Origin of the sequence: Amycolatopsis sp. NPDC049868 (genome assembly GCF_044461365.1) — a bacterium.
In the GTDB taxonomy this organism is placed as follows: domain Bacteria; phylum Actinomycetota; class Actinomycetes; order Mycobacteriales; family Pseudonocardiaceae; genus Amycolatopsis.
Window position 1 is genome coordinate 117,360 of record NZ_JBITKV010000021.1, and the last position, 21,155, is coordinate 138,514.

Consider the following 21,155-nt stretch of genomic DNA (forward strand, 5'->3'; position numbering starts at 1 on the left):
AGCGTACGGTGACTGTGTTCGCTTCTCGGTGAAGGCCACGCTCATCACTCCACTTGACGAGCTGTGAATCCCGGGACCCGCGTACGGTGGTGCCATGAGCAAACCCCCGTTCGGCTTCGGACCGCCCGATCCCGACAAACGAGGCGAGAACGAGCCGTCGGATTCCGGCGGCCAGCCCTCCGGCGCCGAGGCCTTCAATCAGCTCGGTCAGATGCTCAGCCAGCTGGGCCAGATGCTCAGCCAGGCCGGCAGCTCGACCGGGCCGGTCAACTACGACCTGGCGAAACAGATCGCGTTGCAGAACCTCAGCGGCAGCGAGAGCGGAGACGTCAAGCTCGGCTTTTCGTCATCCAGTGGCGGTGACTCGAGCACGGCCGTCCGCGACGCCGCCCACCTGGCAGAGCTGTGGCTCGACGCCGCGACGATCCTGCCCGCCGGAGCCACCTCGACCGTCGCATGGTCCGCGCGCACCTGGGTCGAGAAGACCCTGCCGACCTGGCAGCGCCTCTGCGACCCCGTCGCCCAGCAGGTTTCGGGCGCGTGGGTCCAGGCCCTGCCGGACGAGGCCAAGGAGGCCGCCGGTCCGCTGCTCTCGATGATGGGGCAGATGGGCGGGATGGCCTTCGGCTCCCAGCTCGGCAACGCCTTGGCTCAATTGGCTTCCGAAGTGCTCACCTCCACCGAGGTCGGCCTGCCGCTGGGCCCCGCGGCCACCTCCGCGCTGCTGCCGGCGAACATCGAGAAGTTCACCGAGGGCCTGGAGCTGCCGACCAGTGAGGTGCTGGTCTTCATCGCCGCGCGCGAGGCCGCCCACCAGCGGCTGTTCGCCCATGTGCCCTGGCTGCGACAGCGACTGCTGGCCACGGTCGAGGAATTCGCGAACGGCATCTCCGTCGACACTTCGGCGCTGGAACAGCTCGCGGGCCGGATCGACCCGTCGAACCCGGCCAGCATCGAAGAGGCCATGTCCTCCGGCCTGCTCGAGCCGCAGACCTCGCCCGAGCAGAAGGCGGCGCTGAACCGCCTGGAGACCCTGCTCGCACTGGTCGAAGGCTGGGTCGACGTCGTGGTCGCCGAGGCCATCGGCGACCGGCTTCCGGGCGCGGACGCGCTCCGGGAGACGCTGCGCCGCCGCCGGGCAACCGGTGGTCCCGCCGAGCAGACCTTCGCCACCTTGGTCGGGCTCGAACTCCGGCCCAGGCGTATGCGGGCGGCTTCCTCGTTGTGGAAGCTCGTCGGCGACCAGCACGGCATCGAGAAGCGGGACGGCCTCTGGTCCCACCCCGACCTGATGCCGACCGCCGAAGACCTCGACGAGCCGCTCGACTTCTCCGAACGCCTCGGCGATGGCGAGTCGACGCTCGAAGGCATCGACCCGATCGCCGAGATCGAACGCACCGAGCGCGAGAAGAACAAGCCCAAGGGCGACGAAGACAAGAGCTGAGGCATGTCAGTCCTCCGCCGCGATGCCCCAACCGGCGGCGGAGGACAAGCCCTCCAGATAGCCGATGGCGCGTTCGGTCTTGGGATAACGGCGAACGAGCTCCCAGAACGCCGCGTTGTGCCCTGGTTCCTTCAAATGCGCGAGTTCGTGCACGAGGACGTAGTCCAGTACCCATCCCGGCACCCGGCGCAGGCGATCACTGACCCTGATCGTCGCGTCGACCGGTGTGCAGGACGCCCACCTCGTCCTCATCGGCGGGACCCAGCGAACGCTCGCGGGTATCGCCTTTCCGTCCAGATACTTCGCCGAGAGCACGGCGCAGCGCGCCAGCAGCGCCTCGTCGGAGGCCTTCGGCGGCGCGGCCTGCCGCGGGCCTTTGCGCAGCAGCTTGCGCTGCATCTCGGCAACCCAGTGCTTCTCCTCGGCCCGGGTCATCCGGGCGGGGATCAGCACGACGAGGGTGTCCTCGTCCCAGTACGCGGTGACGGTCCGGTGACGGCGCTGGCTACGCCGTACCTCGACCTTGTGTTCGGGAGTGTCCGACGGATTCGTCGTGTCCCGGCCCCTCAATGAGGGCGTCCGTGCTTCGACCACTCGACCACGGTAAGGCCAGTCACCGACAACTCCGAGGGCCGAAAGGTCACAGCCTCCAGTTGTCCACAACGGGGCCAACCTGTGGATAACTCGCGTTCTTTCGGGCGGCGAGGCGGTGGGCGGGTGCGATCCTGCGATCATGAACCTGCGCGAACCGGATCTGCGATCGATCATCCTTCCCGCCTTCCCCACCCTGCTTCCAGGCCTGGATGTGCTGGAACGGGGAAACGGTGAGATCCAGATCGGCCTCGACCCGGCGCACGCCGTGGTGATCGCCGGAGTCGCCACCGAGGTGGCCCAAGCGGTCCGAGAGCTGGACGGAAAGCGTGCCGCGGACGACATCGTGCTCGCGCAGAGCGAACACGACGAACAGCTGCGGGACCTGATGACGGACCTGACGGCCCGAGGACTCGTGACCGATGCGGGGCAATCCGACGGTTATCCGAGACCGAGACCGGAAACAGGGCTCTGGTCGCTACGAGCCCGCCATCATCAGGCGGCCATGACCGCACGCCGCAAGCGCACCGCGGTGGCGATCCACGGCGACGGCAGGCTGGCCGCGGCCCTCGCCGTCCTGCTCGCCAAAGGCGGCGTCGGGCATATCGACGTCCGGGCTTCGGGCGTCGTCGGTGAGGGCGACCTCGGCTCGGGTTACACCGAAGCCGAGATCGGCATGCCACGCCGGGACGCACTGGCCCAGGTGGTGCACCGTGCAGGCACGGACATCGCGACCACCAGGCTCTACTCGGATCGCCGGCCGGAGCTCGCCCTGCTCACCGACGCCGTGGTCCCGGCTCCCGAAGTGGTCGAGGAGCTCGTCCGCGACGGGGTCAATCACCTGCCGGTACGCGTCCGGGACGGGATCGGCATCGTCGGGCCGCTCGTGGTGCCCGGCCGCAGCAGTTGCCTGCGCTGCGCCGATCTGCACCGTGCCGGCCGTGACGACTCCTGGCCGAGGGTGGCGAGCCAGCTCGCGGGACGTGTGCAACAGCCGGACCTCGGCGCTGTCCAAGCGTGCGCTGCCCTGGCCGCCGCACAGGCACTCCGGCTTCTGTCCCCCGGCGACCAGGCTCCGCCCGCCTGGAACGCGACGCTGGAGATCGACTTCTTCGACGGCACGATCCGGCACCGCGACTGGCCGCCGCACGCCGGATGCGGATGCGGCGCCCGGTGATACGACAAGCGACGTAGCCCACACACACTCCCTCAACAGGCTGCGCGGGCGGAGTGAATCAAGGCAGAATCGCGAGGGTGACCGACTCCCGCAACGCCGAGGACCGTGACGCCGCCATCCCCCGCAACGGGGCCGCGCGAACGGCGAAGCTGGCCAGTATCCCCCTCGGCATCGCGGGACGAGCGGTCGGCGGCTGGGGCAGGCGGCTGACCGGGCAAAGCGCCGAAGAGGTCAACGCGACGCTGTCGGCCAAGGCGGCGGAGCAGCTTTTCGAGGTCCTTGGCACGCTCAAGGGCGGCGCGATGAAGTTCGGCCAGGCGCTGAGCGTCTTCGAGGCCGCGGTGCCGGACGAGATGGCGAAGCCCTATCGCGAGGCCCTGACGAAGCTTCAGGCGGCCGCGCCACCCATGCCCACCCGGCAGACCCATCGGGTCCTCGCCGAGCAGCTGGGGCGCACCTGGCGGCAGCGATTCGCGGCCTTCGACGACGAGCCCGCCGCGTCCGCGAGCATCGGCCAGGTCCACCGTGCGACCTGGCACGACGGTCGCGAAGTCGCCGTCAAGGTGCAGTATCCGGGGGCCGACGACGCGTTGCGAAGCGACCTTCGGCAACTCCAGCGTTTCAGCAGGCTGTTCCAGGCCTTCGTGCCGGGGACCGAGGTGAAACCACTCCTGGCGGAACTCGCCGAGCGGATGAACGAAGAGCTCGACTACCAGGCGGAAGCCCAGAACCAGCGTGATTTCGTGAAGGCGTTCGAAGGTGTCCCCGGGTTCCTGATCCCCCGCGTGGTCGCCAGCGCACCGAAGGTCGTCGTCACGGAGTGGGCCACCGGCACCCCGCTCTCGAAGATCATCGCCGGCGGCGACAAGGAGACGCGGGACCGCGCCGGCCGCCTGCTCACCGAGTTCCACTACTCGTCCCCGGAACGAGCCCGGCTCCTGCATTCGGACCCCCACCCAGGCAACTTCATGCTGACCGCCGACGGCAGGCTGTGCGTCATCGACTTCGGCGGAGTGTCCCGGCTGCCTGACGGAATTCCCCAGCACCTCGGCGAGATGACCCGGCTGGCGCTCGACGGCGAGTCCGCGAAACTGATGCGGCTGCTCAGGGAGTCCGGCTTCATCCGGGCCGACGCGGATCTGCGGGCCGACGACGTACTCGCCTACCTGGCCCCGTTCACCGAACCGCTGGCGGGCGACACGTTCCACTTCACCCGCCGCTGGATGCAACGACAGGCGGGCCGGGTCGGCGACACCCGCGGCCGGGATTTCCGGATCGGCCGCTCCCTCAACCTCCCACCCGAGTATCTGATGATCCACCGGGTGACGGCCGGATCGACGGGGATCCTCTGCCAGCTCGACGCCGAGATCCCCGCCCGCGCGATCGTCGAACGCTGGCAGCCGGGCTTCGCGGCCTGAGAAGTTATCCACAGGGAACGTTGCGACTGAGCCGAAAACGGGCTCGCCCGGGCGAGTTGTCCACAAGTTCGGGAAAGCTGTTCCACCCGGTCGGCCCAGCGGTCATCCTCGATTCATGACCACTACACGAAGCGCCCGACTCATGGCGCTCAGTAACACCAGCGAATCCGGGATAGTCACCAGCCGCGAGCTGCGCAAGGCGGGCGTCACCGCGCGCTACGCCGCGAAGCTCTGTGGCCCGGGCGGTCCCTGGCGAAGGCTGATGCCGGGCGTGATCCTGTTGCGCGACACCGCGCCCACCCGGCTTCAGCTGCTGCAAGCCGCTGTCGCGCGGTTCGGGCCGGACGTGGCGGTGACGGGTGCCGACGCGCTACGCGCACGAGGCGTCGACTGCCCGGTGACACGGGAGGTCCATCTCCTTGTCCCCGACTACCGGCGCGTGCCCGCGGAGCCCGGCATGCTGCCGCGAAGAACCACACGCATGCCGCCGACGACCCTGATCGACGGTGTTCCGTTCGCTCCACCGGCCAGGGCCGCGCTCGATCTGGCCCGGTTGGAGCTCGATCCCTCGCGAATAGACGAGCTGATCGCGCTACCGCTGTATTGGGGTCTGTGCACTCTCGACGAACTCAGCGAGGAGCTCGATTCCGGCAATCGCCGGGGCTCGGCCGCGGTACGGGCGGCCTTGCGGCGCGTCGATCCCGAAGAGACGTACGCGCATGGGCTGGCGAAGAAGGTCCTCAGCGGGTGTCCGCTGCCCTCGCCGTCGTGGAACACGACGCTCTGCGACCGACGAGGGCGGCCCATCGGCACCGCCGATGCCTGGTGGGACGACATCGGCATGGCGTGGCAGTTCCGTACCCCGAAACAGGGCGCCGCGAATTTCCATCCTCTGGCGCTGACCGCGACCGGGACCGTGCTGGTGCGCTGCACCATCGACCAGCTGAAGAAGGTGCCGATGGAAGTGGCGGCCGAGCTCGTCAGGGCGTTCGCCGAAGCAGCACGGACCCCGAGGCCGAAGGTTCGCACGATCGGCCGGATCGACGCCGCCTGAATGGTTCACCAGTACTCGTCCGGCAGCTTTCCCTCGATGTCGCGGGTGTGGCGGCGAGCGCAGGCGGGGCACATCCAGCGCACGACGTTCTGCTCGCGGGTGGAAACCCAAGCGAGCGTCTGCGCCGGCTCCTCGTCGACGCCGCGGATCCGGCCGCACAACGAGCAGCCGATCGGGTCACTCACGACCGCCGCCCGCGATGGATCGTCTTCACTCCTTGCAGGAACAGGTCCTGGCGTGCACCGAGGAAGGCCAGGTTCGCCGGATCCGCCAACGCGGCCACGGTCTCGTGGTCGTCATCGGCAAGGCGATCACCTGCCACCTCGTTCAGCCAGGTCAGCCGCTCGACGATGAACTCGCGCAGCAGTTCCGGCCCGGGCGCCGGATGGTGGATGAGCACGCCGAAGGAATCGACGTCGGCGAGGCCGGCCCGCTGCAGCGCGATGTTCCAGCCGTAGGGCATGGAAACGGAGCCAGGGATTCCAGCCCGCATCTCGGCGAACCACTCACCGCGCGCGGCAAGCAGCCTCTCCTCGAGCCCGGGCCGGCCTATGCCGAGATCCCAAGGAAGACAGTTGAAGTCCAGGCCGCCCTCGGAAATGGCGACCAGGCCGCCGGTGCGCGCGAGCCGGGCCAGGGTGTCGATGGCCGCCTGCTGATCGGGCAGGTGATGAACCACGCGGGAAGCCCAGACCAGGTCGGCGGGCGGAAGTCCGGCGGCCAACCCGTCATCGGCCACGTCCGCGTGGATCGTCTCGACGGTGGCCCTGTCACCTGCGGCCGCGCGGACGACGCGGTGCGCTTCGGTGAGCAGCTGCTCGGTCGCGTCGACCAGCACGATCTTGGCGCCAACGGAAGCGAGCTCCTCGGCGAAGAGCACGCTCATCCCGCCCGCGCCGCAGCCGACGTCGAGGATGGTCGGGCCATCCGGCATGCCCTTCAGCAGGCGTCGAGCCGCCTCCCGCATCGGCTCGGCGTCGAGTGCCTCAGCCATGCGAAGCGATCGAAGCCGATCAGCCCAGTCGATGTCGTCGTGCGTGTGTACGGCCATTCCCTCAGTGAACACCAAGCCGAGCCGCACCACGCCCAAAAAGGGAGCGGGGGGCCTTTGCTACCACCGCACGGTGGTAGCAAAGGTCCCCCGCTCCCCCGAGTGGTCAGGCCTGAAGGCGCTCAGCTCGCCGGGCCGCCCAGCGGGCGACCTTGGTCCACCTGCGCGCGGCGCGTGGGCCGCTTCGAGCCCGCTGCGCGCGGACTCCCTCCTCGAGGTCTCGTATTCGGGCCCTGGACAGTTCTTCATAAAGCAACATTTCGCTGGTCTCCTCGACCTTGATCTCGTTCAATTTGGCCGGCGCGAGAGTCCGGTAACCCGTCCGCGCCTCGTAATCCCTGGTGGTGATGAGTTCGACGGTCATGCCGCAGCGCTCCGCTCGACCTTGCGCGCGACGGGGCGAGCCTCGGCGGCGGGCTCGACGACCGGGTTCTTCCGGGGGCGGCCACGGGGCCGCTTCCGCGCGACGACAACGCCACGCTCGAAGATTTCGCCACCCCAGACACCCCACGGCTCGCGCCGAGAAAGGGCACCCGCGAGGCAAGCGGAACGAACCGGGCAGTCCGCGCAGAACGCCTTCGCCCGCTCGAGTTCTGCCGGCGACTCGGCGAACCAAAGGTCCGCGTCGCCCGAACGGCAGGGAAGCATCGACTCAGGCGAGTCGATGGCGTCGAGCAGGTCGACGACGCCGGCGTCGGCGAAAGGCAGGGCCTCCCCCGGCGCGAATGCTATGGCCGATGACATAAGTGCACTCCTCTGTCCCGTAACGGATTTCGTACTCACGGTGGAACTGGACAACGCTGAACCCCAATTAGGTTGTGCAGCCAACTTGTTTGTGCAGCAAAAACACGAAGGCCGCGGATCCGGTAACCGGTTCCGCGGCCTTCGTGAGCCTCTGGTCCTGACTAGGTCAGGAACTTCGCTCCCGTATGGACAACGGAACACGGAACTGCTTGATGACCGGCAGATCGACGCCACCGTTCTCGTACGCCCCACCGAAGGTGGCAGCGTGCGAGAAGGTTTCGTCAGCGGCGATCCGGCCGAGGTCGAAACGCTGGGTGCCGCGGGCGGCGAGGATGCTCACGGGCGCAAAGGTGCCCTGGCGCTGAGCCTGCGGGACTTCCGCGACGCAGGACAGACGGGTGCCAGGGTTCGTGAGCATCATGTTGATCGTCATTTCACCGGCACCACCTTTCTCTGTCGCGCGCGAACCGCCCTGCGGTCTACGCTGTGTTGTAGATGTTCTTCCCCAGTCCGGGCTCTTCCCGCCCGGTACCTGCAGGTTATTGCCCCCGGCCGCACGGGGGCAACTTATTTTCCAGAAAATCCGTCGAAGTTGCGAAGATCGCCTCTGAGCAGCAGGTTCGCCGCGTAGATCATGCCTGGAACGCGGTCAAGACTCCACCGAGGCCCGAACGACGTCGAGAACTTCCGCTCCGAAGCGTTCGAGCTTCGTCGCTCCGATCCCGGAGATTGCGCATAACGCCGTGTCATCGGTCGGCCGCTGCTCTGCGATGGCGACCAGCGTCGCGTCCGTGAAGACGACGAAGGCCGGCACCTTGAGCTCACGCGAACGTTCCCCCCGCCAGGACTTCAGCTTCTCAAGAAGCTGCTCATCCACGTTGGACGGGCAACGGGAGCAGCGCCCCAGCTTGATGTCGAGCGTCTCCGGCAACGGCCCGCCGCACACCCGGCACCGGGCCTTGCTGCCGGACTGCTTCGGCTGCTGCGAGCGGGCGACCCTCGCCGCCGGATGGTCTTCGGGGATGAGGCCGTAGAGGAAGCGGCTGCGTCGCCGATTACGACGATTTCCCGACGTCCTGGCCAAAGCCCACGAGAGCGAGAGGTGCTCCCGCGCCCGAGTGACGCCGACATAGAAGAGGCGGCGCTCTTCTTCGATGGCTGCTTCATCACCGTCGGCATGGAGGATCGGCATGGTCCCCTCGGCGAGCCCCACCAGGAACACAGCGTCCCATTCGAGGCCTTTCGCCGCGTGAAGCGAGGCCAGGGTGATGCCCTCCACTGTCGGTGGGTGCTGCGCTGTCGCCCGCTGCTCGAGCTCCGCGACGAAACGCGGCAGATCCGCGTCGTCGACGGTGGAAGCCAGCTCCTCGGCCAACTCGACGATCGAGAGAAGCGCGTCCCATCGCTCTTTCGCCGCGCCCCCGGCGGGAGGCTGTTCTGTGAGCCCAACCTTCGCGAGTACGGAGCGAACCCGGGTCACCAGCTCGCCGGTATCGGCGTCGGTCGACGCCATCCGCAACGCGGACATCGCCTGCCGGACCTCTGCCCTGGCGAAGAACCGCTCGCCGCCACGGACCAGGTACGGGATACCCATCTCGGCCAGTGCTTGCTCATAAGCCTCCGACTGGGCGTTGACGCGGTAGAGCACCGCGATCTCGCTGGCCGCCACTCCGCTGTCGAGCAGGTCGCGGATCCTACGGGCGACGGCCGATGCCTCGGCGGTCTCGTCGTCATACTCGGCGAACCGCGGGATCGGCCCGGAAGGACGCTGGCCGATCAGTTTCAGCCTCGACCCCGCGGGACGGCCACGCGCGGCACCGATCACCTGGTTGGCGAGAGCCACGACCTCTGGAGTCGACCGGTAGTCCCGCTCGAGCCGCACGACTGTCGCCTCGGGAAACCTCCGTGTGAACTCCAGCAGCGGCCGGGGAGAAGCACCACCGAACGAATAGATGGTCTGGTTGGCGTCACCGACGACGGTCAGGTCGTCGCGGCCGCCGAGCCAGGCGTCGAGCAGCCGCTGCTGCAGCGGAGTGACGTCCTGATACTCGTCGACGACGAAGCAGCGGTAGCGCTCGCGGAACTCCTGGGCCACCACCGTGTGCTCCTCGAGAACGGCGGTCGTGTGCAGGAGCAAGTCGTCGAAGTCGAGCACCTGTGCGGCGTTCTTGACCTTCTCGTAGTTGCGGTAGACCTCCGCGACCTGCGACGCGGGAGCCGGTGTGTCCCGCTGCGTACGCGCGGCGACCGCCGGATAGTCGTCCGGTGATACCAAAGAGGCCTTGCTCCACTCGATCTCACTGGCGAGGTCGCGCAGGAGCTCCGTCTCGGTGCCGAGACCGGCCTTGTTGGCGGCTTGGCTGATGTAGCGGAACTTGTTCTCAAGGAGCTCCCACGGCCGGTCCCCGACCACCTGGGGCCAGAAGTAGCGAAGCTGGCGGCGGGCGGCGGCGTGGAAGGTGAGGGCCTGGGCGGCGTCGACACCCAGCCCCCGAAGACGCGTGCGCATCTCGCCGGCCGCGCGAGTCGTGAAAGTGACCGCGAGAACCTGACCAGCGGCGACGTGCCCGGAGCGGACCAGGTGGGCTATGCGGTGCGTGATCGTCCGCGTCTTACCGGTCCCCGCTCCCGCGAGGACACAGACCGGCCCTCTCGGCGCGCAGGCGGCGGCGCGTTGCTCGGGATCGAGCCCATCGAGCAGGCCTGGACGACTCTTCGGGGACGATGCGCTAACCACGCCCCGATCCTCGCAGAGGGCCCGACGGGATCGGCGCAGGGCACGCGGCCGTATCCTGGTCACATGGCGGGAAAGCAGGACAAGGAAGCAGCGAAGCTGGCCAAGAAGGAGAAGCGCGCCGCGAGCAAGGCTCGCCGCGGGCAGATCTTCGAGGCCTTCAAGATGCAGCGCAAGGAAGACAAGGCGCTCATCCCCTGGATGGTCGGATCGCTCCTGGTCATCACCGGTGTCGTGTTCGGCATCGGGTTCATCTTCGACGTCCACTGGGTCGTGCTGCCGCTGGGCATTCTGCTCGGCGCGCTCGCCGCTGTGATCATCTTCGGCAGGCGGGTTCAGAAGACCGTGTACTCGAAGGCCGACGGGCAGCCCGGCGCCGCGGCCTGGGCACTCGAGAACATGCGGGGCCGCTGGAAGGTGACGCCGACCGTCGCGGCCACGACCCAGCTCGACGCCGTGCACCGGGTGCTCGGCGGCCCGGGTGTGGTGCTCGTCGCCGAGGGAGCGCCGCATCGCGTGAAGTCCCTGCTCGCGCAGGAGAAGAAGCGTGTGTCCCGCTTGATCGGTGAGACCCCGATCTACAACGTGATCATCGGGAACGAAGAGCAGCAGGTGCCGCTGAAGAAGCTTCAGGGCTACCTGATGAAGCTTCCGCGCAACCTCAAGCCCGCCCAGGTCGACGCGCTGGAGGCAAAGCTGGCCGCCCTCGGCAGCCGCGGTGCCGCCATGCCCAAGGGCCCGATGCCCGCCGGCGCGAAGATGCGCAACGTCCAGCGCACCATCCGCCGCCGCTGACCAAACGAGAATCAGGGGTCCTTTGCTACCGCTAGGTGGTAGCAAAGGACCCCTGATTCGTCTTCGGGCGAAAAACTGTCGGTGGGTGGTCGCATGATCACAGAGTGGACAAGACTTCGAGCACCCGGCAGAAAATGCTGGCAGCGATGTTCCCGGACGGCGTGGCCGCCCGGGCGAAACTAGTCGCCCTGGGGTATTCACACTCGTCGATCTCTCGATACTGCAGAGAAGGCGGACCGTGGAGACGTCCGATACCCGGCGTCATCCTCCTGACCAACGCCACGCCGACCAAGCACCAACTCTTGAAGGTCGCACTGACTCACGCGGGCCCCGAGGCAATGCTCACCGGCGTACAGGCCGCCAGGTTGTACGGAGTACGAAGACTCCCGCCAGAGAGACGTGCGCACACCTTGATCCCCCACCGAAGCAAAGTGGCCACCTGGGGGTTCGCCGTCGTAGAACGAACGATCCATCTGCCGGAACCGGTGGAGATCGACGGACTGCCCGTCGCCCCACTCGCCCGGGCCCTGATCGACGCCGCGCGACGCATGGACGAGCTCGAGTCGGTGCGAGCCATGATCCACGACGCGGTTCATCGCGGGCTCTGCACTCCGGAGGAGCTTCGAGCCGAGCTTGCCCAGGCCAGCACGATCGGCTCCGCACTTCCCCGAATCGTCGTCAACGCCCTCCAAGACGGGGTCGACTGTGCCGTCGAGCAGTGGCTGGAGTCCGTACTCGAGCGCAGCGGCTTGCCCAGGCCTACGCGGAGGGTAGAGCTGCGGGCTTCGGACGGAGCGGTGATCGGGGTCGCCGACGCCTGGTGGTCGCAGGTCGGCGTCGCACTGCAGGTTCGCCACGACGAGGTCGCCCTCGAACCGGACAAGTCGCCCAAGATGCCGGCACTGTTCGCTCCAGGACTCATCGTCGTCCAGGTAGGCCCAGCAGAGCTGCGTGACGAGCCGCTGGTGGTGATCCAGGATCTGCGAACGGCGCACCGCCGCGCTCGGCAACGACCCCCTCCGGATCTCGGGAGCGTTCCTGCGGCACCGGCCGCCTGACCACGGCCGGTCCGGCAGCGGCATCCCCCGGCGAGAGCAAAGGTCCCTTGCTCCCCTCTGAGGTCATCGCATGCGGATCACGACGGTTCCGGTCAGCCGGTCGAGCCAGCTTCGTCCATCGATGTTGCGGATCGCGGCCGGAATGATCACGAAGGTCAATGCCGCCCGCACGACCGCGCGCCACACTCCGACCATTTGCGCACCGTCGAGCCTGGCGACTCGGATTCCGACCGCTGCCATACCGGGTGTGAAGCCGAAGAAGGCCGCAGGAATCACTGTGATCGCAGCCCAGACACCGACCGACCAGAGATTGAAGGTCTGCATGACAGCAGGATCCTGAAGGCTGGGAGTCACGAAGAGGGTCGTGACCAGCGAGGCGAGAACCAGATCGATGATCAGCCCGAGAAGGCGTGCGCCGCCGCCCGCTACCGAGCCGACACCCGATTGGGGCAAGCCGAGTCGCTCGCCACGCCACCGCTGCGTACCCTCGCCACCGGCAGTCGTCTCGTCACCGGCTCCGGGCAGCCATTCTCCGGTCCATCTCGCCACCCATCCAGGGTATGCCGGTGGCGCGGGACACATTCGCCCTGGTCGACTACCCGATATCGCCGCCCCGTTAACACCGGCGAAACATACGGGTGACGGTCGGGCAACACCGCGCTCTTAGCGTGAGCCGAAGAGAGTACTGCCGCCGGCAACGAACGAGAAGGAGTCACCGAGGGTGCCCACTACTCCAGACGACATTCAGCGCCTTATCGCCGACGAGAACGTAGAGGTCGTCGACGTCAGGTTCTGCGACCTGCCCGGCGTTATGCAGCACTTCACCGTTCCGGCGAAGGCGTTCAACGAAGAAGCCTACGAAGAAGGCCTGGCCTTCGACGGCTCCTCGGTGCGTGGTTTCCAGTCGATCCACGAATCCGACATGCTGCTCCTCCCGGACCCCGAGACTGCGCGTATCGACCCGTTCCGCAAGGCGAAGACGCTCTCGCTGAACTTCTTCGTGCACGACCCGTTCACCCGTGAGGCGTACAGCCGCGACCCGCGCAACATCGCGCGCAAGGCCGAGCAGTACATCTCCGAGTACGGCGTCGCCGACAACGTGTTCTTCGGCCCGGAGGCCGAGTTCTACATCTTCGACTCGATCCGGTTCGACTCGGCCGAGCACGCCTCGTTCCACGAGATCGACTCCGTCGAGGGTTGGTGGAACACCGGTGCCGATGTGCCGGGTGGCAACCAGGGCTACAAGACGAAGTTCAAGGGCGGCTACTTCCCCGTCCCGCCGGTCGATCACTTCGCTGACCTGCGTGACGAGATCGTCCGCAACCTTCAGGGCTCCGGTTTCGAGATCGAGCGCGCGCACCACGAGGTGGGCACCGCCGGCCAGACCGAGATCAACTACAAGTTCAACACGCTGCTGCACGCTGCGGATGACCTGCAGCTGTTCAAGTACATCGTGAAGAACACCGTGTTCGCCGCCGGCAAGACCGCGACCTTCATGCCGAAGCCGCTCGCCGGTGACAACGGCTCGGGCATGCACTGCCACCAGTCGCTGTGGAAGGACGGCACGCCGCTGTTCCACGACGAGTCGGGGTACGCGGGTCTGTCCGACACCGCCCGCCACTACATCGGCGGCCTGCTCAAGCACGCGCCGAGCCTGCTGGCCTTCACCAATCCGACCGTCAACTCGTACCACCGGCTCGTGCCGGGCTTCGAGGCCCCGGTCAGCCTGGTGTACTCGCAGCGGAACCGGTCGGCCTGTGTCCGTATCCCGATCACGGGCAACAACCCGAAGGCCAAGCGCGCCGAGTTCCGGTGCCCGGACTCGTCCGGTAACCCGTACCTCGCGTTCTCGGCGATGATGATGGCCGGCCTCGACGGCATCAAGAACAAGATCGAGCCGCCGGAGCCCATCGACAAGGACCTCTACGAGCTTCCGCCCGAGGAGGCCCAGAACGTCAAGCTCGTTCCCGGCGACCTCGGCGCGGTGCTCGACACGCTGGAAGCGGACCACGACTACCTGCTCGAGGGCGGCGTGTTCACTCCCGACGTGATCGACACGTGGATCTCCTACAAGCGTGAGAACGAGATCGACCCGCTGCGGCTGCGCCCGCACCCGTACGAGTTCTCGCTGTACTACGACGTGTGATCGTGCGGTAAGCAACACCAAGAGCACGCCGGTGGTGAGGTGCGGAAGCGCCCTCACCACCGGCGTTTCTTATTGGGTCTTTCGCGGTACTGCTACTCCGAAGTGGAAAGAACCTTCAGATCGACGCCTGCTCGCTCGATGCGGCCACGCGGGTCGTCCACCAGTTTCCGGCGCTCGAGATCCATCAGCCCCAGCGTGCACGTGATCTCCGCGGAGAGGGTGCCGTCGGCCTTGTAGATGTTCGAGTCCATGTGGAAAGTCTTGCCGGTGCCGAACTTGGCGTCGCAGGTCACGTCGACGACATCGCCCGCACGAAGCTCGCGCCGGAACACGATATGGGACTCGAGCAGCACGAAGGCGAGATTCGCGTCGCGCATGCCGGAGTTGAGGCCGCCGGCGAGCTCCATCAGCTCGAGTCGGGAGACCTCGCCGTAGGAGTGGTAGACGGCGTGGTTGAGATGGCCAAGGGTGTCCAGCTCGTAATGACGCACCTTGATCCGGGTGCGAAATGGCTCGCGCACAGTCACCGGTCCACTGTAAGCGCCACTCACCGTCCACGATGCGGAGTGTGAGCAAGGGACCTTGCTGCCACCTCGTCCGCTCCAGGCGGGCGGCAGCAAAGGTCCCTTGCTCACCTACCGCAGGTCAGAGCGGTCAGCCCTGGTAGAAGAGGGTCTCCACGACCGCATGAGCACGTCGCGTCGTCCGCCGGTAGGCGTCGAGGAACTCGCCTGGATCGTCATCGGCCGAGTAACCGAGCACTCGCGCGACCGCGGCCAGGTCCCGACCGGAGCTCGGGATCTCATCGACGGCCTTACCTCGGACCAGCATCCCGGCATTGCGAACACGCGTCGCCAGCAGCCAGGCGTCGGTCAGAGACTCGATCTCGGCGGGCTCTGCGAGCCCAGCCTCCGCCGCGGCTTTCAGAGCCTCGATCGTCGAGGTGGTCCGAAGCCTCTCGACTGCATGCCCGTGGCGCAGCTGCATGAGCTGTACGGTCCATTCAACGTCGGCGAGCCCTCCGCGACCGAGTTTCGTGTGCCGTGTCGGGTCGGCGCCCTTGGGCATCCGCTCCGTCTCCACTCGGGCCTTGATCCGCCTGATCTCCCGCACCCGAACCGCGTCGAGGCCTGCTTTCGGGTATCGAATGGGGTCGATCATCTCGATGAACCGAGCGCCGAGGTCATCGTCGCCGGCGATGAACCGAGCCCGGAGCAGCGCCTGCGATTCCCAGACCTCTGCCCAACGACCGTAGTAGCTGCGGTAGGACTCCAGGGTTCGCACCAACGGGCCACTCCGCCCCTCCGGACGGAGATCGGCGTCGACGACCAGCGCAGGATCGGGGCTGGGGGCCCCGAGGATCTTGCGCACCGTCTCGGCGACCGAGGAAGCGAACTTCGCGGCTTCGGAGTCCGACACCCCTTCTGCAGGCTCGCACACGAAGAGAACATCCGCGTCAGATCCATAGCCGAGTTCGGCCCCACCCAGGCGCCCCATACCGATGACAGCGATCTTCGCGGGAGTCCGGCCGAGCTCAGCCTGACGCTGGCGAAACGCAGCGGCCAAGGCACCCTGGAGCACGGCGACCCATACGCTCGACAACGCCGCACAGACCGCTGGAACGTCCAGCAACCCCAGCAGATCTGCCGACGCGATCCGCAGCATCTCGTGACGGCGGAGCGATCTCGCTGCCGCGACCGCGGCGTTCAAACCCGGTTGCCGCCGCACTGCGGCTCGCAGCGAAGTGGCCACCTCAGCCGGGGTGCGACCGGCAAGCCGCGCTGGATCTCCGAGCAACTGCAGGACTTCGGGTGCTCTCGCCAGCAGGTCGGGCACCAGTCGCGAGGTACCCAGCAGAAAAGCGAGCCGCTCGACGACTGCGCCCTCGTCCCGGAGAACCCTGAGGTACCAAGGCGTTTCCTCAAGCGCTTCGGAGACCTTCCGATAGGACAGCAGCCCGCGGTCAGGGTCCGGGGTGTCAGCGAGGAGGTCCAGCAGAACCGGCAGCAGAGCCTGCTGGATGGCCGCCCGACGTGACATCCCCGCTGTCAACGCCTTGATGTGCTGCAGGGCACCGTCTGGAGCGGCATAGCCGAGCGCGGCGAGACGGCTCTCCGCCTGTTTCGTGGTCAGCCGGAGCGCTTCGGTCGGCACGTTCGCGACAGATTGCAGCAGAGGCCGATAGAAGAGCTTTTCGTGAAGGCGTCGGATGCTCTGCAGGTGGCGGCGGAACTCCGCCAGCAAGACGTCCCCTTCACTTCTGCCCCGAGCCGGCCGCACACCGCTCGCTCTCGCGATCGTTCGTAGCTCGCTGACGTCCGTTGCGGCAGGGAACAGGTGCGTGCGCCGGAGCCTGCGAAGCTGGAGCCGATGCTCGATGGTCCGGAGAAACTCGTATGACGACGTGAGCTCCGCGGCATCCTTCCGGCCGACGTAGCCGCCGTCACCCAGGGCGGCGAGCGCGTCCATCGTGGACGGAGAACGCAGCTCCACGTCGATCCGGCCGTGGACCAATTGCAGCAACTGCACGGCGAACTCGACGTCGCGGAGGCCTCCGCGCCCCAGCTTCAACTCCCGTTCGGCGTGCGCGGAAGGCACATGACCTTCGACGCGGCGCCGCATCTTCTGGACTTCTGGGACGAAATTCTCGCGATCGGCCGCTGCCCACACCTTCGGTGCGACCATCTCCGCGTACTGACGCCCGAGCTCGGCGTCGCCTGCCACCGGCCGCGCCTTGAGCAAGGCCTGGAACTCCCAGGTCTTGGCCCACTTCTGGTAGTAAGCGGCATGCCCGTCGAGGGTTCGGACCAAGGCACCCGCCTTACCCTCCGGACGCAACGCCGCATCGACCTCGAAACAGGCCTTGCCGACCACGCGCATCATCGTGCTGGCCAGCCGTGTGGAGATCGACAGATCTCCATCGCCGACGAAGATGACATCCACGTCGCTCACATAATTCAGCTCTCGACCACCGCATTTGCCCATCGCGATCACGGCCAGCCGGCCTTCGACACCGGCGCCCACCTCAGACTCCGCGACCAGCAGCCCCACTGTCAGCGCGGCCTCGGCCAACGTGGTGAGCTGGGCTCCGATCTCGGCATAGGGAGGCTGGCGAAGGCCAGGTTCGACCAGATGCCCGAGGTCGGCCGCTGCGATGCCGAGGAGCAGCTCGCGGTAGCCGACGCGAAGAGCCTGCTCCGCCTCGAGCCCAGTGAGCACTTCTCCGTTCGGCCGTAAGTGGTCGAGGAGACTACTCACGTACTGATCCGGCTCGGTGCTCTTCTGCCCTTCGAGGGTTTTCCAGCAGCCGGTGTTCGAGGCCAGGAAGTCCGCGAGTGCGCTCGAGGTGCCCAAGACACCCAGCATCCGGCCGCGGAAGGTGCGATTTGTGCGGAGCGCCTGGTCGAGCCCGTTCCAGGCGGCAGGGGCGGCTTCCCTGATCCGGTCCAGACCGCTCAAGGCGAGATCAGGATCCGCCGCACGGGAAAGTGCGGTCAACACGTCGGCGGCGGAGCCGTCCGGGCCGGATTCGGTCCACCAACCGGCAGCACGCAGCTGCCCGTCGGCACGGGGATCGGTGAAGCCGTATCTCGCCACGGAAGCGGTCGGCCTGGCGCGCTCAACCATCGGCATCCACCGTAGTCGCCCTTCCGCCCGTGGCCAGACGGACGCGCGAGTGAAGCAAGGGACCTTTGGTATCACCTCAGCTCGGCGGTAGCAAAGGTCCCTTGCTCCCGGCTAAGCGGCGATCCGGCCGACTTCCTGTTCTGGAACGGGCGGGGCAGGGCTGGTGAAGCTGCCGGCGTTGACGGGGCTCCGCCGTGAAAGGAAGTAGATCCCAATGCCGATCGCGAGGCCCGCGACGCCTACGGCGATCGTCCCCACTGTGCCGGTCGACGTCACGAGGCCAGCACCGGCGCCGACGATGGCGGCTGCCGGAAGCGTGAACAGCCAGGCGACCACCATGCGGCCGGCCGTGCGCCAGCGAACCGGTGACTCATTCCTGCCCACGCCGGACCCGACGATGCCTCCGGAGCAGACGTGGGTCGTCGAAAGCGGAAAGCCGAAGTTCGTCGAGGCGAGGATGACGGCCGCCGAACTGGTCTGTGCGGCGAAGCCCTGTGGGCCATCGATATCGGTCAGGCCTTTACCCAGCGTGTAGGTGATTCGCCAGCCACCCAGGTACGTGCCGAGTGCCAGCGCCAGCGCCGCGCTGACGATGACCCAGAGCGGCGGGCCGGCCCCGGCGGGGAGGGCGCCGGCGGTGATCATCGTCAGCGTGATGACGCCCATGGTCTTCTGCGCGTCGTTCGTGCCGTGGGCGAGCGAGACCAGCGAAGCCGAGATGATCTGGCCGACTCTGAAACCCGCGGTGCGACCGCGGCGGACGAAGATCCGGTAGACGAAGTACGTCACGACCATCGCGACGAGGCCGGCCAAGACCGGCGACAGCGCCGCTGGAACCAGCACCTTCTCGACGATCTTTCCGAAATGGACGGAGTCCGTTCCGGCCGAAACCCACGTGGCACCGATCAGCCCTCCGAACAGCGCGTGGGACGAGCTGGACGGTAGGCCGACGAACCAGGTGATCAGGTTCCACACGATCGCCCCGACCAGGCCCCCGAAGACGATCGCCGGGCCGATCTTGGTGTCGTCGACCAGTCCATTCGAGATTGTCTTTGCTACCTCGACCGACAGAAAGGCTCCGACCAGGTTCAGGACCGCAGAGATCGTCACAGCGACCTTGGGCCGCAACGCCCCGGTGGCGATCGACGTCGCCATCGAGTTGGCCGTGTCATGGAACCCGTTTGTGAAATCGAAAATTAGGGCCGTGACGACGACGAGCACGACCAACAGTGAGGGCTCCACCCCGACCTCCGAACCCTTCGAAACTCCCCTCGCAAGGTACCTGACGGCATGACCCGAGTGTTAATAACCCATACGTATTTGAGACATAAGTCGTTAAGCCATCGGCAATGTACGTTGACGGTCCGCAGCCGGGGCGAGGTCACCGGACACCAGTCGGACGAAGCGATGGGCGAACGGTCGCCAGGTTTCGGTGATATCGGCATGCACCTTGGCGAGGTTTTCCGGGGTCAGTGCGTCCGGCCGGGTGAGTTCCGCCATTTCCGGCGCCTGCCGAGCCCAGTCGAGGACCACATCCGGCGTCGTCTCGATATGGAACTGGACACCGTAGGCACAACGGTCGAATCGGAAGGCTTGGTAGGCATACCGCGGGGAGGATGCGAGAAGCTCCGCGCCTGCGGGCAACCGGGTGATCGCGTCGTTGTGGAACTGCAGGACGTCCTGCATGAGCGGCAGGTCCGCGAACAGCGGGTCGGTCCACGCAGCGTCCTTCTTGGACACAAGCCCCGGGCCGACCTCAGGCCCTTGATCGCCTGTAGCGACGCTGCCGCCGAGCGCCACGGCCAGCAGCTGGCCGCCGAGGCAGATCGCGAGTGTCGGGATCCGCGCGCCCGCGGCCTTCGAAAGAAGCTTCCGCACATCCGCGAGCCACGGATGAGCCTCGTCGTCGTTGGCACCCATCCCGCCGCCAAGGCATACGACGCCGGCGTACCCGTCAAGATCAGCGGGGAGTGCCTGGTCGGGCAGCAACCGGATGTCGAGCTCGGCGCCTGCCTCGGTGAGCCAGTCGCCAAGAGGGCCGATCGGGTCTGATTCATCTGGCTGGATGACGAGCAACTTGGGAACGGTCACCTCCCCAGCCTACGACCGCACCGAGAGCAAGGGACCTTTGCTACCGCGCGGGACGGTGGTAGCAAAGGTCCCTTGCTGCTCAGCCGTCAGCAGGCACAGCGCGGGGTGGGCGCGGACACCAGGGCGTCTCGTTCAACGGGATAGCCGGCCGCTTGCCAGGCGGTGATGCCACCGGACAGGCGTTTGACCTTGAAGCCCAGCTCCGCGAGTTTCAAGGCTCCCTTGGTCGCGGCGTTGCAGTGGACGCTCTCGCAGTAGCAGATGTAGACGAGTTCACGATCCAGTCCGCTGACCGACTCTGCTGTCATGTCCCGGTAAGGGAGATTGATCGCGCCCGGGATGCGAGCGGACGCGAAGGCCTCGGGCGCTCTGGTCTCGACGACCACGTATCCCTGTTGAGCGTCAGAGGCGAGATCTCGGACCAGGTCGTCCGGGTCAACCTCCAAGGCGAGTTCGGCGCGCAGGTGTGCGGCCGCGATCGTGCTGTCCAGAGCCGGAAACGTCAGTACGCGGGGTTCGGTCGTCATGACTCAATCATGGTGATCGGTGATCATCCGCTACATCGGAGAATCCAGGTCTTGGTGGCGACTAGCCTGGAGATTCCTGGCGGACATGACGATCGACCTGGAGTTCCGTGAATCTCGATGATCTCGACTGGCAGCTGCTCGAGCTGCTCCAGTCCGACGGCCGGTTGACCTACTCGGAGCTCGGCCGGCGTGTGTCGCTATCCGCGCCAGCGGTGACCGAGCGGGTTCGTCGGCTCGAGGAGAAGGGGGTCATCACCGGGTACTCGGCAAGTGTCGATCTCACGAAGCTCGGGCTTCCGATCGAGGCGATAGTCCGGGCGAAGGTGCGCAGCCTCGACACGACGCGGTTCCGAGAAACCATCCTCGCGCTCCCCCAGGTGCTCGACGCCGACCATGTCACGGGTGACGAGTGCTGGTTAGTGCGGGTCGCCTGCCGGAACACGGCGGAACTGGAAGAACTCGTAGAGCGGATGCAGCGCTATGGCGAGACGACCACTTCGCTGGTCTTCTCGTCACCTGTGCGCCGACGCGCGATCGGCCGAGAGAACCGCTGAGCGACGCCCGCGGAGGAGCAAGGGACCTTTGCTACCACTCGGCAGCGGCGCATGAGAAAAGGGCTCGGGCTCCGGGAGAACTCGTGGTTCTCGACCGGGGCCCGAGCCCTTCTCTTCAATGTTAGTCCGGCGGTGTCCTACTCT

General features: G+C 67.0%; 21 protein-coding genes. 8 read left to right on the forward strand and 13 right to left on the reverse strand.

The genetic code is table 11. The features are described 5' to 3' along the window. The first annotated feature begins 94 nt into the window (after nt 1-94). The gene (locus ACIBTM_RS44260) at nt 95-1,444 is read left to right on the forward strand and encodes a zinc-dependent metalloprotease (RefSeq protein WP_395883112.1); all 1,350 of its coding nucleotides are present in this window, start codon (nt 95-97) and stop codon (nt 1,442-1,444) included. Nucleotides 1,445-1,450: 6 nt separating this feature from the next. On the opposite strand, the gene ACIBTM_RS44265 is transcribed toward ACIBTM_RS44260, so the two are convergent. Beyond that, nucleotides 1,451-2,014: a M48 family metallopeptidase gene (locus ACIBTM_RS44265; RefSeq protein WP_016331633.1), complete on the reverse strand. Its 564-nt coding sequence runs from the start codon at nt 2,012-2,014 to the stop codon at nt 1,451-1,453. Nucleotides 2,015-2,177: 163 nt separating this feature from the next. Here ACIBTM_RS44265 and ACIBTM_RS44270 point away from each other — a divergent pair, with 163 nt between their 5' ends. The 3 genes from ACIBTM_RS44270 to ACIBTM_RS44280 all read left to right on the forward strand — a co-directional run bounded on the left by ACIBTM_RS44270 (nt 2,178) and on the right by ACIBTM_RS44280 (nt 5,684). Then, a complete protein-coding gene (locus ACIBTM_RS44270) occupies nt 2,178-3,212 on the forward strand; it encodes a hypothetical protein (RefSeq protein ID WP_395883113.1) in 1,035 nt (344 codons plus the stop codon). A gap of 77 nt (nt 3,213-3,289) precedes the next feature. Then, complete coding sequence (locus ACIBTM_RS44275; RefSeq protein ID WP_395883114.1) at nt 3,290-4,630, forward strand: ABC1 kinase family protein; 1,341 nt, start codon at nt 3,290-3,292, stop codon at nt 4,628-4,630. A gap of 142 nt (nt 4,631-4,772) precedes the next feature. Next, nucleotides 4,773-5,684, forward strand: coding sequence for a hypothetical protein (locus tag ACIBTM_RS44280; protein WP_395883128.1), 912 nt, complete (start codon nt 4,773-4,775; stop codon nt 5,682-5,684). A gap of 5 nt (nt 5,685-5,689) precedes the next feature. Here the strand turns inward: ACIBTM_RS44280 and ACIBTM_RS44285 are convergent, their stop codons facing one another. From ACIBTM_RS44285 to ACIBTM_RS44310, 6 genes are all read right to left on the reverse strand, one after another. Then, nucleotides 5,690-5,869 carry a hypothetical protein gene (locus ACIBTM_RS44285; protein WP_395883115.1) on the reverse strand — a complete coding sequence of 60 codons (180 nt, stop codon included), beginning with the start codon at nt 5,867-5,869 and terminating at the stop codon, nt 5,690-5,692. Continuing rightward, nucleotides 5,866-6,735, reverse strand: coding sequence for a class I SAM-dependent methyltransferase (locus tag ACIBTM_RS44290; RefSeq protein ID WP_395883116.1), 870 nt, complete (start codon nt 6,733-6,735; stop codon nt 5,866-5,868). The genes ACIBTM_RS44285 and ACIBTM_RS44290 overlap by 4 nt, the downstream gene beginning before the upstream one ends. A 106-nt stretch (nt 6,736-6,841) precedes the next feature. Beyond that, entirely contained in the window at nt 6,842-7,099 is a 258-nt protein-coding gene (locus ACIBTM_RS44295; protein ID WP_395883117.1) for a hypothetical protein, read from the reverse strand. After that, the gene (locus tag ACIBTM_RS44300; RefSeq protein WP_007033873.1) at nt 7,096-7,479 is read right to left on the reverse strand and encodes a WhiB family transcriptional regulator; all 384 of its coding nucleotides are present in this window, start codon (nt 7,477-7,479) and stop codon (nt 7,096-7,098) included. Before ACIBTM_RS44300 ends, ACIBTM_RS44295 begins: the two co-directional genes overlap by 4 nt. Before the next feature lie 166 nt (nt 7,480-7,645). Further along, entirely contained in the window at nt 7,646-7,912 is a 267-nt protein-coding gene (locus tag ACIBTM_RS44305; protein ID WP_395883118.1) for a hypothetical protein, read from the reverse strand. Nucleotides 7,913-8,128: 216 nt separating this feature from the next. After that, nucleotides 8,129-10,216, reverse strand: a complete 2,088-nt coding sequence (locus ACIBTM_RS44310; RefSeq protein WP_395883119.1) for an ATP-dependent DNA helicase UvrD2 — start codon at nt 10,214-10,216, stop codon at nt 8,129-8,131. A gap of 63 nt (nt 10,217-10,279) precedes the next feature. Here ACIBTM_RS44310 and ACIBTM_RS44315 point away from each other — a divergent pair, with 63 nt between their 5' ends. Together ACIBTM_RS44315 and ACIBTM_RS44320 are read left to right on the forward strand one after the other, a co-directional pair. Further along, nucleotides 10,280-11,008 (forward strand): DUF4191 domain-containing protein, encoded by a 729-nt coding sequence (locus ACIBTM_RS44315; RefSeq protein ID WP_016331624.1) that lies wholly within the window; start codon nt 10,280-10,282, stop codon nt 11,006-11,008. 431 nt (nt 11,009-11,439) lie between these two features. Next, entirely contained in the window at nt 11,440-12,066 is a 627-nt protein-coding gene (locus tag ACIBTM_RS44320) for a hypothetical protein (protein WP_395883120.1), read from the forward strand. Nucleotides 12,067-12,129: 63 nt separating this feature from the next. On the opposite strand, the gene ACIBTM_RS44325 is transcribed toward ACIBTM_RS44320, so the two are convergent. Further along, nucleotides 12,130-12,615 carry an RDD family protein gene (locus tag ACIBTM_RS44325; RefSeq protein WP_395883121.1) on the reverse strand — a complete coding sequence of 162 codons (486 nt, stop codon included), beginning with the start codon at nt 12,613-12,615 and terminating at the stop codon, nt 12,130-12,132. A 172-nt stretch (nt 12,616-12,787) separates the two neighbouring features. Between ACIBTM_RS44325 and glnA the strand changes: the two genes are divergently transcribed. Beyond that, nucleotides 12,788-14,212, forward strand: coding sequence for a type I glutamate--ammonia ligase (gene glnA, locus ACIBTM_RS44330; protein ID WP_005167524.1), 1,425 nt, complete (start codon nt 12,788-12,790; stop codon nt 14,210-14,212). Between the two features lie 92 nt (nt 14,213-14,304). Here the strand turns inward: glnA and ACIBTM_RS44335 are convergent, their stop codons facing one another. The 5 genes from ACIBTM_RS44335 to ACIBTM_RS44355 all read right to left on the reverse strand — a co-directional run bounded on the left by ACIBTM_RS44335 (nt 14,305) and on the right by ACIBTM_RS44355 (nt 20,457). Then, complete coding sequence (locus ACIBTM_RS44335) at nt 14,305-14,739, reverse strand: acyl-CoA thioesterase (protein WP_395883122.1); 435 nt, start codon at nt 14,737-14,739, stop codon at nt 14,305-14,307. 127 nt (nt 14,740-14,866) lie between these two features. After that, complete coding sequence (locus ACIBTM_RS44340; RefSeq protein WP_395883123.1) at nt 14,867-17,839, reverse strand: bifunctional [glutamine synthetase] adenylyltransferase/[glutamine synthetase]-adenylyl-L-tyrosine phosphorylase; 2,973 nt, start codon at nt 17,837-17,839, stop codon at nt 14,867-14,869. 111 nt (nt 17,840-17,950) lie between these two features. After that, on the reverse strand, nt 17,951-19,069 hold the full coding sequence (locus tag ACIBTM_RS44345) for an anion permease (RefSeq protein WP_395883129.1): 1,119 nt from the start codon (nt 19,067-19,069) through the stop codon (nt 17,951-17,953). 105 nt (nt 19,070-19,174) lie between these two features. Next, a complete protein-coding gene (locus tag ACIBTM_RS44350) occupies nt 19,175-19,930 on the reverse strand; it encodes a type 1 glutamine amidotransferase (RefSeq protein WP_395883124.1) in 756 nt (251 codons plus the stop codon). Nucleotides 19,931-20,016: 86 nt separating this feature from the next. After that, nucleotides 20,017-20,457, reverse strand: a complete 441-nt coding sequence (locus ACIBTM_RS44355; protein ID WP_395883125.1) for a rhodanese-like domain-containing protein — start codon at nt 20,455-20,457, stop codon at nt 20,017-20,019. Nucleotides 20,458-20,564: 107 nt separating this feature from the next. On the opposite strand from ACIBTM_RS44355, the gene ACIBTM_RS44360 reads away from it, so the two are divergent. Continuing rightward, nucleotides 20,565-21,011 carry an Lrp/AsnC family transcriptional regulator gene (locus ACIBTM_RS44360; RefSeq protein WP_395883126.1) on the forward strand — a complete coding sequence of 149 codons (447 nt, stop codon included), beginning with the start codon at nt 20,565-20,567 and terminating at the stop codon, nt 21,009-21,011. Nucleotides 21,012-21,155 lie beyond the last annotated feature (144 nt).